Genomic DNA, 11,316 nt, shown 5'->3' with positions numbered 1-11,316 from the left:
CCGCCCCCGCCCGTCCCTCGCCCCCCCCCCCGGATCGCCGCGGCCGTCTTCCGATCCCGGCGCGCGGCGGCGAGCCTGGCTGCGAGCGTGCCCGCGATACGGCACCGTCCGGACCGCGGACCATCCGCACGCGCCGACCGCACGAGAGGACGCCCATGACCGCCGATCCCGTCCACGCCGAGCTCGACCGGCTCTCCGAGGAGGCCGCCGCCCAGGTGATCGCCTGGCGCCGCCACCTCCACCGGAACCCCGAGCTGTCCAACCGGGAGGAGGGTACGGCCCGGCTGGTCGCGGAACACCTGCGGCAACTGGGGCTCGACGAGGTCCGCACCGGCATCGCCGGGCACGGGGTGGTGGGCGTGCTGCGCGGCACGGCCGCCGGCGGCGGGCGGGTCGCGGCGCTGCGGGCGGACACGGACGCCCTGCCGGTGAAGGACCTCTGCGGCACCGACTTCGCCTCCCGGGTGGTGGACGCCGACTATCCGGGCGGCCCGTTCCCGGTCTCGCACGCCTGCGGCCACGACTGCCACACGGCGATGCTCATGGGGGCGGCGACGGTCCTGGCCGGGGTCCGCGACCGGCTGCCGGGCACCGTCCTCCTCGTCTTCCAGCCGGCCGAGGAGGGACCGCCGGTGACCGAGACCGGCGGCGCGCTCGCGATGGTCGACGCGGGGGCCTTCGCCGACCCGGTGCCGACGATGGCCTTCGGGATGCACGTGACGCCCTACCCGAAGGGGTACGTGGGATACCGGGTGGGCAACCAGTACGGGGCCTCGGTGCTGGTCCGGATCACCGTCACCGGCCGGCAGGTGCACGGTTCCACGCCGTGGCAGGGCGTCGACCCGATGCCGGCGGTCGGGGCGGTGCTCACCGGCATCGGGCAGCTGTACCGGCAGGTGTCGGCCTTCGACCCGGTCACCGTCACCATCGGCCACGTCGAGGACATCGGCCGGTTCAACATCATCGGCGAGACGGTGACGCTCTGGGGCACCGTCCGCTGCGCCGTGGAGGGCGACATGCCGGCCGTGCGCGACCGGCTCCGGCGGCTGGCCGAGCACTCGGCCGCGGCCTACGGGGCGACGGCCGAGGTGGAGTACCTCCAGCCGGTGCCGCCGGTGCACAACACCGGCCCCTGGGTGGCGGCCGCCCTGCCGACCCTCCGCCGGGTGGCGGGCGGGGAGCGGGTGACCGAAACGGGCGCGACCCTCGGCTACGACGACGTCTCCGAACTCGTCTCGCGCTTCGGCGGGCTGTACGTCATGCTCGGCGTCCAGGACGCCACGCTCGGCGAGAACGGCCTGCCGGTGCCGGAGGAGGGCGGCCGCGGACTGGTCACCAACCACAACCCGCGCTTCTACGCCGACGACGACACCCTCGTGACCGGCGTCCGGCTCCACGCGCACGTGGCGTACGACCACCTCGCGGGGACGCTGCTGCCGGCGGAGTGAGCCGGTGCGGCGGCCCGAGTTGCGCCGCCGCGCCCAGCCGGGAGGCTGGGGGTATGAACCTGGACCTCACCGCCCTCGCCGACGAGCACCTGGCCGCCGCCCGCACCGCCCCGCACGGCCGCAGCGCCCATCTGGTGCTGCACGACGGGGTGCTGCGGCAGACCGTGATCGCGCTGAGGGCCGGCACGGCCCTGGACGAGCACAACGCTCCCCCGGCGGCGAGCCTCCAGGTGCTGACCGGCCGCGTGCGGCTGACCACGCACGGCTGGGCGGACGAACTGGCCGCCGGGGCGCTGCGGATGATCCCCAAGGAGCGGCACGGACTGACCGCGGTCGACGACTCCGTGGTGCTCCTGACCGCCGTCAACGACTGACGCTCACCCGATCGCGTCGAGGTCCCGCGCGTAGTGCTCGATGGCCGGGCGGTACGCGCGCACGGACGGGTCCCCGCTGGTCTCGGCGACCAGGGTCAGGAGCAGCCGGACGGAGTCGTGGTGGCGCCCGGTGTTGTACAGGGCCATCGCGAGGAAGGCGCGCAGGGCACCGTCCTCCGGGAACGCGTCGACGGCCCCTTCCAGCAGCGCGACGGCCTCCTCGTACCGGCCGAGGGTCCGGTAGGTGCTGCCGAGGCCGAGGAGGGCGCCCCGCCGGTCGTCGGCGGTCAGACCGGAACCGGCGAGCGCGGCCTCGTAGTGGGGCACGGCCTCGGCCTCCCGCCCGAGCACGTCGTGGGCCCAGGCGGTCTGATAGGCGACCTCGGCGTCGCCGGGGAGCCGCGCGGCGAGGGCGACGAGCCGTTCGCGGGCCTCCTCCCTGGCGCCGCCGGCGCGCAGGGCGACGGCCTCGGCGAGCAGGCGGTCGCGCTCTTCCCGGGCGGGTGCGGAGTCGTTCATCCGGCCATGATCGCAGCCGCCGGGCTCCCGCCGGCGGGCAGGGGACGGGTGCCGACGCCCCGTCGTCCCGGACCGCTCCCCCGCGGACCCCTGCCAACGTTCACGGATGCGGCTTTTGTTCGGAATCGACATGCGGGACCTCGCGCGGCGGTCGGCGGCGCTGGTGGCCCGGATGCGCGCGGAGGAGGTGCCGTTCGACGAGGTCCGGCGCGAACCGTGGGAGAACCGGATGCGGAAGGAACGGTTCAGTCCGGCCGCCACCGTCTTCGGCTGCGTCCTGCTGACCGTCGGCCTCGGCACCATGCGACCCTGCCCGCCGTCGCCGGATACGCGGTGCTGGGCGCGGGCGTCGGCCTGCTGCGCCTGCTCGGCGACCGGCTGCCCGCGGCCCACACCGCCCTCCCGGTGGTCACCGCCGTCCTGGTCACGGCGGCCTCGCTGCGCTGGGCCGGGCCGCTCCTGCACGAGAACCCCGCCGTCCTCCCCGTCCCGCCCCCTCATCGCCTTCCTGCCCGGTGCTGCGCTCACGCTCGGCGCCATCGAACTGGCCACCGGGGCCGCGCTGTCCGGGCTGTCCCGGCCGGGGCGCCGACCGTCCTGCTGCTGCTCTCGCCCGGCATCATGGTCGGCTCGGAGCTCGTGCGGCCCCGCCCCTCCGGCGGCGGGGCCGCGGAGAGCGTCGGCGCGCGGGCGCCCTGGGCCGGGGGGGCCGCTGCTCGGCTTCGGCTTCCTGCTCTGCTTCTCCGCCCCGCCCCGGGTCTCGGCTTCCTGCTCTGCTTCTCCGCCCCGCCCCGCCCCGCCCCGGGTCACCGGCCGGCTGCTCGGCGCGCTCCTCGCCGAACGGCTCGCGCAGTCGACCGCCACCGACCTGGCCGGCGCGACCTTCGGCGCCTTCGCCGCCGGGACGCTCCCGCCCCCGATGGCCTCGTGGATCGAGAAGCGCTCCCGCACCCCCGACCAGGTGGTCTTCCTGCCCTGTTTCCGGCTCCTCGTCCCGGGCGCGGTCGGACTCACCGGCATCTCGGAGATCATCGTGGCCGAGGACACCGACGGCGGGCTCGACAGCCTGATCGGCACGGTGATCGCGGTCGCCGCCATCGCCCTGGGGGTCCTGGTGGGCGCCGGGCTCCGGCGCCGTCCCCGGCTGCTGCCCGGCGAGCCCGTGCCGAGCACTCCCGAGCCCGGACCGGAGCCGGACCCGAACCGCCCCGGGGACGGGGCGCCGGCACCCTCCCGGGCCACCGGGGGGGCTGAGTCCGCCTCAGAAGGCGGGCCGCAGCGGGCTTCCGGCAGCGGCGGGACGGGCCGCGCCCGCGCCGAGGGCGCTGCCGCGCAGCCACTCCCGCCAGTCGAGGTTCCAGTCGCCGTAGCCGTTGCCGAAGGCGGGCATCGGCTCCCCGTACCCGTTGACGAACCGGACGAGGTCGCCCTCGCGGAGGGTGCGGAAGAGCCAGCGGGCGGCCTCGGTGGACATCCCCGTGCAGCCATGGCTCACGTCCTCGCTGCCCTGCGCGTCCAGCGACCAGGGGGCGGCGTGCAGGTACTCGCCGCTCCACGTCACCCGGGTGGCCCAGCGGACCTTCAGGTCGTAGAACTCGCGGCTGCCGCGCGCGATGCCGATCGTGTCGCCGCGCATCCGGACCAGCGGCTCCTTGGCCAGGACGACCTTGGTGCCGACGCGGGTGCGGAAGCCGCGCTTGCCGGTGGTGACGGGGACGACCCGCAGCAGCCGGCCGTCCCGGTAGACCCGCATCTCGTGGGCGGCGACGTCGGTGACCGCCTCCACCCGGTCGCCGGTGGTGAAGGCGAGGGACCGCGAGCGGCCCCCGCGGAGGCCGGCGGTGACCCGCACCCCGTCGAGCCCGGAGCGGACCCGCACGGTGGCGCGGGCGGGCCACGAGGTGCGCGGCCGGTAGTGCAGGGTGTCGTCGTCCACCCAGTGCCAGGCGCCCTCGGTCCGCGGCTCGCTCCGCACCTCCAGGGACCGCTCCACCACGCGGCGGGCGGAGGGGTCGGCGGCCGGGACGGGGTGGCTGAGCTCCGCGGTGACCGGCTGCCCCACCCCGTACGTACGGGCTCCGCCCCCGCCGCCGGGACCGAGGGCGACGGTGAGCCGCCCGCCCGCGGGCGGCTTCCCGGTGCGGACGGCGAGCCGGACCGTCCGGCGGCGGGGGCCGCCCGGACCGCCCTCCTCCAGGACGAGACGGGCGGTGTACGCACCGCCCGCGGGCAGCGCGGCGGCGCTGGTCCAGCGGGTGCCGCCGTCCGCGCGCCCGGCGATCCGGCGCCCGCGCCCGTCGGTGACGGTGACGTCGGCGAACCGTCCCGGGGTGCGCAGCACGAGGTCGACGGGGCCGGTGGCGGCGGCGGGCAGGTCGACGGCGACGGGGGCGTCCACGGCCACGACGGTGGCGGGCACCCGGCACACGCCGCCCGCGGCCGTGCAGGCGCCGACCGCGACGAAGGCGGGCTCCGCGACGGCCGGGACGCCCGCCCCGCCGGTGGCCGGCGGCTGCCCGGCGGCGGTGGTGACGAGTACGGCCCCGACGGCGAGCGAGAGTGCTCCCCACCCCTGTGCGTAGCGGCGTGACGGCACGTCGGACACCCTCCCCTTCTCTGTGCGGACCGGTCGGCGGGCCGGCGCGGACGCCGACCCGATCATCAGAACCGACGAGAGGAGGAAACGATGATCACATGAGTGGGCGTGGCGGAGGAGAGGCCGGGGAGACGACTCGAATGGGTCAGCGGGGAGGCTCCGGAAGCTCCTCGCCGGTCTCCAGGAGCGACTTCAGGCTGGAGACGATCGCGGGCCAGCCCTCCCCGATGAGCCCGCGCATGACGCCGTCCGGTTCCAGGCCGCCGTGGGTGACGGTCAGCCGGACCGTGTCGTCGCCGGAGGGCTCCACGGCGAAGGCGACCGTCGAGCGGCGCTCGCGGGAGAGGAGCCCGTACGCCTCGTCGTCCAGTCCGACGGCCTTCGCCCACGCGGGCGTGAAGGCGTGCCAGGTGTAGGCCAGCCGGCGGCCGGGGACGGCCTCGACGACGACCTGCTCGGGGTCGGCGGTCCGGCGGCCGCCCTCGTCCCAGACCATCGGCGCGCCGGGCGTCCACTCCGTCTCGAAGGCCACGCCCCAGTAGCGCCGGGTCAGTTCCGGCTCCGTCAGCGCCTTCCAGAGCTCGTCCGGGGTGGTCCTGATGTAGCTGGTGTAGACGTACGCGTCGGTGTCCATGGCGCTGCTCGCTCCTCCGGCTCTCCCGGTCGTCGCCCCCACGGTGTCTGGTGGTCAGCCTAGGCAGCCCCCGGGCCGGGTGCCACGCAGGAAGGGCACGGACCGTGGGTCCTGCGGTCGTTGAATAGGTGCGGAGGAAACTATTCAACGGACTGCTAGCGTGTCCGGATGTCCCTCAAGCACGCCGTCCTCGCAGCTCTCCTGGAGGGCGAGGCATCCGGATACGACCTCGCCAAGATCTTCGACGTGTCCGTCGCCAATTTCTGGGCCGCCACCCCCCAGCAGCTCTACCGCGAGCTCGACCGGCTCTCCGGGGCCGGGCTCATCACCGCGCGCGTGGTCGAGCAGGAACGGCGCCCGAACAAGCGGATGTTCAGCCTCACCCCGGAGGGACGGCGGGACCTCGACTCCTTCACCTCCGTGGCGCCCCGGCCGCTCGCGGTCCGCGACGAGCTGATGGTGCAGGTGCAGGCGTGCGACGGCGGCGACACGGAAGCCGTACGGGGCTTCGTGGCCCGGCGGATGGGCGTCTCGCGGGACAAGCTGGCGCGGTACGACCGGCTGCGCGAGTGGCTGCTCGGGGACCGGGACGAGGAGACGTACCTGCGCGAGTCGGAGCGCGTCGGACCGTATCTGACGCTGATGCGCGGCCGACTGCTGGAGGAGGAGAACCTCCGCTGGAGCGAGCGGGTGCTCGCGGTCCTGGACGCGCGGATCGCCGCCGGCCGGGGCGGCGGCGGGGTGACGACGACTCCTACCCTGCGGTAGAACTCATGGGTGGACCGCCGGGAAGGCCGGCGGGCGCCGGCAGGACGGCACCGGGAGGCCGGTGCCTCCGACGAAGGGGCGGAGCCTCATGAACATCGGTGACCTCGTCGAGGACTTCACCCTTCCGGATGAGACCGGTACCCCGCGCTCCCTCTCCGGGCTGCTCGCCGAGGGGCCGGTCGTCCTCTTCTTCTACCCGGCGGCGATGACGGCGGGCTGCACCGCCGAGGCCTGCCACTTCCGCGACCTGGCCGCCGAGTTCCGCGCGGCGGGCGCGCTCCCCGTGGGGATCAGCGGGGACGTCGTGGAGAAGCAGAAGGAGTTCGCCGAGCGGCACTCGCTCGGCTATCCGCTGCTCTCCGACCCCGAGGGCACCGTGCGGGAGCGCTTCGGCGTGCGGCGCAGCTTCTCGCTGGCCCCGACGAAGCGGGTCACGTTCGTGATCGGGCAGGACCTGCGGGTGCGGGAGGTCGTCCGCAGCGAGCTGCGGATGAGCGCCCACGCCGACCGCGCGCTGGCCGCGCTCGCGGCCCTGCGCGCGTCCTGAGCCCCCTGCCGCCCGACCGGCCACGCCGGGCGACCGCTGGGACCGCCCGGCCGGTCTCGGCGGTCGGTCGGTCTCGGCTGGGCGGGCCCAGCGGTCGGTCGGCCGGGCGGGCCCCGACCGGGTCAGACGCCGAGGAGCTTCGCCTTCGCCGCGGCGAACTCCTCGGGGGTGAGCAGTCCCTGCTGGGCGAGTTCGCCGAGCCGGGCCAGCTGTTCCGTGAGCCCGCCGGGGGCCTGGCCGCCGGGCTGCGGCGCCGGGGCGGGCGCGGCCTGCGGGGGCGGGGGCGCCGCCTGCGGCGGGGCCTGCTGGGCCTGGAGGTCGGCGATGGCCTCCTCCTGGTCCTGCTCGCGCCGGGAGGCCCGGGCCGCGCTGCGGCCCGCGGCGTACGCGGCCCCGCCGACGATCGCGCCGCGCAGCAGCGGGGCGCCGGCGGGCCGGATCACCGGGCGGGCGAGGGGACGACGTCGCATGAACATCCGTCAGCTCCTTCCGGCGGCCGCGGCGACCGCCTGCCGGTAGGCGGCCCGGGCCTCTTCGACGTGGGCGTCGGGGATGCGCACACTGGCGGCGATCCGGCCGCCGGCCTCGCGGATCGCCTCGACCGCCCGCGCCGCCCAGATGTGCTCGACCAGCAGCATCAGCGCGCAGGAACCCGGTTCGAGCGACTGGGCCACCTCCGCCGCGTCCTCGGGACCGAGCAGGTTGGCCTCGGGGCCGATCTCGGCCGTGGCCTCGTCGAACTCGTCGTACTCGACGAGTTCCGAGGTGGAGACCTCACCGTCCGGCGCCTTGACGACCACGAGGGAGTCGATCAGCCGGACCTGTCCCTCCTTGCGGAGGTCGGCGATCGCCACGACGGCCGCCACCTTCAGCCGCTCCCCCGGGAAGGCGAGCACGACACATTCCACCGGTCCCATGGCACTCCGCTTCTCGTCGTCCCCGTGGTCCGCGGGCCACGGAGGGGAGTTCTCATCCGAACACGGCCGCGCGCGGCCCGCACCCGGAGTCCGGACGGACCGCCCCGACATGCGGCGTCGGGCCGGACGGGTGAGACTCGCTCCAACGCGCGGCCCTCCCGGCCGCGAGGGAACGGAGTGTGCAGGAATGGACGACTACCCCCTCCTGAACGTCTTCTGGACGATGCTGTGGTTCTTCCTCTGGATCATGTGGCTCTTCCTGCTCTTCAAGGTCATCACGGACATCTTCCGGGACCACGAGCTGAGCGGCTGGGGCAAGGCGGGCTGGCTGATCTTCTGCATTCTGCTCCCCTACCTCGGCGTGCTGGTCTACGTGATCGCCCGCGGCAGGAGCATGGGCGAGCGTGACATGAAGCAGGCGAAGGACGCGGAGAACCGCTTCCAGGAGTACATCCGCCAGACGGCCGGCACGCAGGGAGCCGCGAGCGGCACGCCGAGCGCCACGGACGAACTGGCCCGCCTCGCCGAACTGAAGGAGAAGGGGTCGATCTCCGAGGAGGAGTTCCAGCAGGCGAAGGCCAAGGTCCTCGCCTGATCCTCCCCGCCCCTCACGCCCCACCCCGCCCCCCGGGCGGCCCCGTATCCCGGACCCGCACCCTTAATGCGAGTCCGGGATACCTCTTTGATACGGTCGCCCCGTGAGGCTGACCAAGTTCACCGACCTGGCCCTGCGCGCCGTGATGCGCCTGGCGGTCGCCGACGACGAGGAACCCGTCACCACCCGCGCGGTGGCGGAGGAGATGGCCGTGCCGCACGCCCACATGGCGAAGGTGGTCACCCGGCTCCAGCACCTCGGCGTGGTGGAGGCCAGGCGCGGACGCGGCGGCGGGCTCGCCCTCACCGACTTCGGGCGGCGCTCCTCGGTGGGCTGGCTGACCAGGACGCTGGAGGGCGAGGAGGAGGTCGTCGGCTGCGAGGCCGATCCACCCTGCCCGCTGCGCGCGGCCTGTCGGCTGCGAGGCGCGCTGCGGGAGGCGCAGGACGCCTTCTACCGCACGCTCGACCCGCTGACGGTGGCCGATCTCGTACGGTCGCCGACCGGCCCGGTCCTGCTCTCCCTCACCCCGCGCCCCCGTCACGACCCGCGGTCGTGACCTGCGGAGCACCCTCCCGGACGCCCCTCACCGTCCGGGATTTCCTTCGGTATTAAATACGTAGATCATCTACCAGTTCAGGAGTTCCGATGCTGTCCGAGCAGGCCGTACCCGTCGTCCGCGCCACGCTGCCCGCCGTCGGCGGAGCACTCGACCGGATCACCGAGCGCTTCTACGGGCGGCTCTTCGCCGCCCACCCCGAGCTGCTGCGCGACCTCTTCAACCGGGGCAACCAGGCCAACGGCGACCAGCGCAAGGCGCTCGCCGGCTCCGTCGCCGCCTTCGCCGTCGCCCTCCTGGAGCACCCCGACACCCGTCCGGACACGCTGCTCTCCCGCATCGCGCACAAGCACGCCTCGCTCGGCGTCACGGCGGACCAGTACAAGATCGTGCACGAGCACCTCTTCGCGGCGATCGTGGAGGTGCTGGGCGAGGCCGTCACCCCCGAGGTCGCCCGGGCCTGGGACGAGGTCTACTGGCTGATGGCGAACGCCCTGATCGCCCTGGAGGGCCGCCTCTACCGGGAGGCGGGCGTCGAGGACGGCGACGTCTGGCGCCCCGTGCGGATCTCCGAGCGGCGCGAGGAGACCCCGGACACCGTCTCCTTCACCCTCACGGACCCCGACGGCGCCCCGCTGCCGCCCTTCCGGCCCGGCCAGTACGTGAGCGTCCGCGTGGCGCTGCCCGACGGCGCCCACCAGATCCGCCAGTACAGCCTCTCCTCCGCCCCGGGCCGGCCGGCCTGGCGGATCACGGTGAAGCGGGTCGGCGGCGACCCGGCGGGCGAGGTGTCGAACCGGCTCCACGCGCACGCCGCGGCCGGTGACGTCCTGGAGGTCTCCGCCCCCTTCGGCGACCTGGTCCTCCCCGAGGGCGACGGCCCGCTGCTGCTCGCCTCCGCCGGCATCGGCAGCACGCCGATGCTCGCCATGCTCGACCACCTGGCCGCCTCCGGCACCGCCCGCCCGGTCGTCGTCGTGCACGCCGACCGCTCCCCCGAGGCGCACGCCCACGCGGCGGAGCTGCGCGAACTGGTCGCCGCCCTGCCGGAGGGCAGCCTGCACCTCTGGTACGAGGAGCCGGGCGCGTCGGGCGCCCGCGCGGGCCGCGCCGACGTCACCGCGCTGGAACTGCCGGCCGGCACGCAGGCCTACCTCTGCGGGCCGCTCCCCTTCCTGCGGACGGTCCGCGGCGATCTCGTCGCCTCCGGGGTCGCCGCGGCCGACGTCCACTACGAGGTCTTCGGTCCGGACCTCTGGCTGGGCGCCGGGGCCTGACCCCGCGGCACGCACGCGGTCGGGCCCGGGGCCGCTCCCCGTCCGCCCCGGACCCGACCATGATCCTTCGATCCCCAAGCACCGTGGCGTTCCCGCTGCGGATCCTGCATAGTGTGGGCGCGGATCGGCCTCGTAAACAGTGGGCCGACAGGGAATGGACGGAAGCGATGGGATCGTACGGAGCGGGTGGCACCGACCGGGACGCGCGGCGGCCGGTACGCGGGATCGCCCTCGACATCGGCAGCTCACGGACGCGGGCCTGGGCCCCGGGAGCGGGTGTCTTCGCGGACGTGCCGAGCACGGCGGTCCGGCGCGGCCGAGTGGCGGACGCCCCCTCCCAGCTGCTGCTCCTCAAGCGGCTCGCGGCCGCCGCTCCGGGCGGCGGGAGCCACGACACGGTCGTGATGCTGACCCATCCGGTGCTCGCCGCCCCGGAGGAGCGCGAGGCGGTCCGCCGGGTGGTCGCCGGACTCGGCCCGGTCCGGGTGATCGCCGTCGACAGCGCCCGCGCCGCGGCGGCCTACGCGGCACCGTCCGGTGGCGGTCCGCTGCTCGTGGTGGACCTCGGCGCCCGGCTGACCGAGGTCACGCTCGTCGTGGACGGGCGGGTGCAGGACGCCCGGCTCGCCGAGCTCGGCGTGGACGACCTGCCCGCGCACGGCGGGGTGCCGGACGCGGTGGCCGGGACGGCCGCCGACATGGTGAGCGACATGTGGCGCGAGGACGGCACAGGCGCGGTGCGCGGTGCGCTGCGCCGCGGGGTCCTGGTGACCGGCGGCGGCGCGCTCCGGCTCGACGTGACCGCGCGCCTCGCCCAGGTGCTGCGCGGCCGGGTCCGGCTGGCCAACGATCCGGCGACCAGCGTGGTCCGGGGCGCCGGCCTGATGCTGGCCTCGGCGCTGCGCCACCCGGGGGCCCGGCGCACCCCGTGACCGGGGCGCGCCGCGTGCGCACCGCCCCGGACATGGCGAGGCCCCGGCTGGACGGGGGATTCCAGCCGGGGCCGCTCGCCGTGACGGGCGAAGGGCGGTCACCTCGGGGGGGGAACCTGGGGACCGGGCCCCTTCGCCGTCACATACAGG

General features: G+C 75.4%; 13 protein-coding genes. 8 read left to right on the top strand and 5 right to left on the bottom strand.

Translation table 11 applies throughout. The features are described 5' to 3' along the window. Positions 1-155 precede the first annotated feature (155 nt). Entirely contained in the window at positions 156-1,448 is a 1,293-nt protein-coding gene (locus IE287_RS29760) for a M20 metallopeptidase family protein (protein WP_189852322.1), read from the top strand. A gap of 53 nt (positions 1,449-1,501) precedes the next feature. Next, positions 1,502-1,822, top strand: a complete 321-nt coding sequence (locus IE287_RS29755; RefSeq protein ID WP_189852321.1) for a cupin domain-containing protein — start codon at positions 1,502-1,504, stop codon at positions 1,820-1,822. Between the two features lie 3 nt (positions 1,823-1,825). Here the strand turns inward: IE287_RS29755 and IE287_RS29750 are convergent, their stop codons facing one another. The 3 genes from IE287_RS29750 to IE287_RS29740 all read right to left on the bottom strand — a co-directional run bounded on the left by IE287_RS29750 (position 1,826) and on the right by IE287_RS29740 (position 5,571). Then, positions 1,826-2,341, bottom strand: a complete 516-nt coding sequence (locus tag IE287_RS29750) for a tetratricopeptide repeat protein (RefSeq protein ID WP_189852320.1) — start codon at positions 2,339-2,341, stop codon at positions 1,826-1,828. Positions 2,342-3,602: 1,261 nt separating this feature from the next. Next, positions 3,603-4,937, bottom strand: a complete 1,335-nt coding sequence (locus tag IE287_RS29745) for a L,D-transpeptidase (protein ID WP_229883814.1) — start codon at positions 4,935-4,937, stop codon at positions 3,603-3,605. A 145-nt stretch (positions 4,938-5,082) separates the two neighbouring features. Next, on the bottom strand, positions 5,083-5,571 hold the full coding sequence (locus tag IE287_RS29740; protein WP_189852318.1) for an SRPBCC family protein: 489 nt from the start codon (positions 5,569-5,571) through the stop codon (positions 5,083-5,085). Between the two features lie 168 nt (positions 5,572-5,739). Here IE287_RS29740 and IE287_RS29735 point away from each other — a divergent pair, with 168 nt between their 5' ends. Both IE287_RS29735 and IE287_RS29730 read left to right on the top strand, forming a co-directional pair. Next, positions 5,740-6,339 carry a PadR family transcriptional regulator gene (locus IE287_RS29735; RefSeq protein WP_189852317.1) on the top strand — a complete coding sequence of 200 codons (600 nt, stop codon included), beginning with the start codon at positions 5,740-5,742 and terminating at the stop codon, positions 6,337-6,339. Positions 6,340-6,427: 88 nt separating this feature from the next. Continuing rightward, the gene (locus tag IE287_RS29730) at positions 6,428-6,886 is read left to right on the top strand and encodes a peroxiredoxin (protein WP_189852316.1); all 459 of its coding nucleotides are present in this window, start codon (positions 6,428-6,430) and stop codon (positions 6,884-6,886) included. Between the two features lie 122 nt (positions 6,887-7,008). Here the strand turns inward: IE287_RS29730 and IE287_RS29725 are convergent, their stop codons facing one another. After that, complete coding sequence (locus tag IE287_RS29725; protein ID WP_189852315.1) at positions 7,009-7,356, bottom strand: SHOCT domain-containing protein; 348 nt, start codon at positions 7,354-7,356, stop codon at positions 7,009-7,011. A gap of 9 nt (positions 7,357-7,365) precedes the next feature. Continuing rightward, on the bottom strand, positions 7,366-7,803 hold the full coding sequence (locus IE287_RS29720) for a DUF6325 family protein (RefSeq protein WP_189852314.1): 438 nt from the start codon (positions 7,801-7,803) through the stop codon (positions 7,366-7,368). 187 nt (positions 7,804-7,990) lie between these two features. Here IE287_RS29720 and IE287_RS29715 point away from each other — a divergent pair, with 187 nt between their 5' ends. From IE287_RS29715 to IE287_RS29700, 4 genes are all read left to right on the top strand, one after another. Continuing rightward, on the top strand, positions 7,991-8,398 hold the full coding sequence (locus tag IE287_RS29715; RefSeq protein WP_189852313.1) for an SHOCT domain-containing protein: 408 nt from the start codon (positions 7,991-7,993) through the stop codon (positions 8,396-8,398). 103 nt (positions 8,399-8,501) lie between these two features. Further along, a complete protein-coding gene (locus IE287_RS29710; RefSeq protein ID WP_189852312.1) occupies positions 8,502-8,957 on the top strand; it encodes an RrF2 family transcriptional regulator in 456 nt (151 codons plus the stop codon). An 89-nt stretch (positions 8,958-9,046) separates the two neighbouring features. Further along, positions 9,047-10,234, top strand: coding sequence for a globin domain-containing protein (locus IE287_RS29705; RefSeq protein ID WP_189852311.1), 1,188 nt, complete (start codon positions 9,047-9,049; stop codon positions 10,232-10,234). Between the two features lie 167 nt (positions 10,235-10,401). Continuing rightward, the gene (locus IE287_RS29700) at positions 10,402-11,166 is read left to right on the top strand and encodes a rod shape-determining protein (RefSeq protein WP_189852310.1); all 765 of its coding nucleotides are present in this window, start codon (positions 10,402-10,404) and stop codon (positions 11,164-11,166) included. The last annotated feature ends 150 nt before the right edge of the window (positions 11,167-11,316 follow it).

The sequence above is a fragment of the Streptomyces omiyaensis genome (assembly GCF_014650895.1).
Classification (GTDB): Bacteria; Actinomycetota; Actinomycetes; order Streptomycetales; family Streptomycetaceae; genus Streptomyces; species Streptomyces omiyaensis.
The sequence above is the reverse complement of the archived record's forward strand: the minus strand, read 5'-3'. Positions and strand labels throughout refer to the sequence as shown.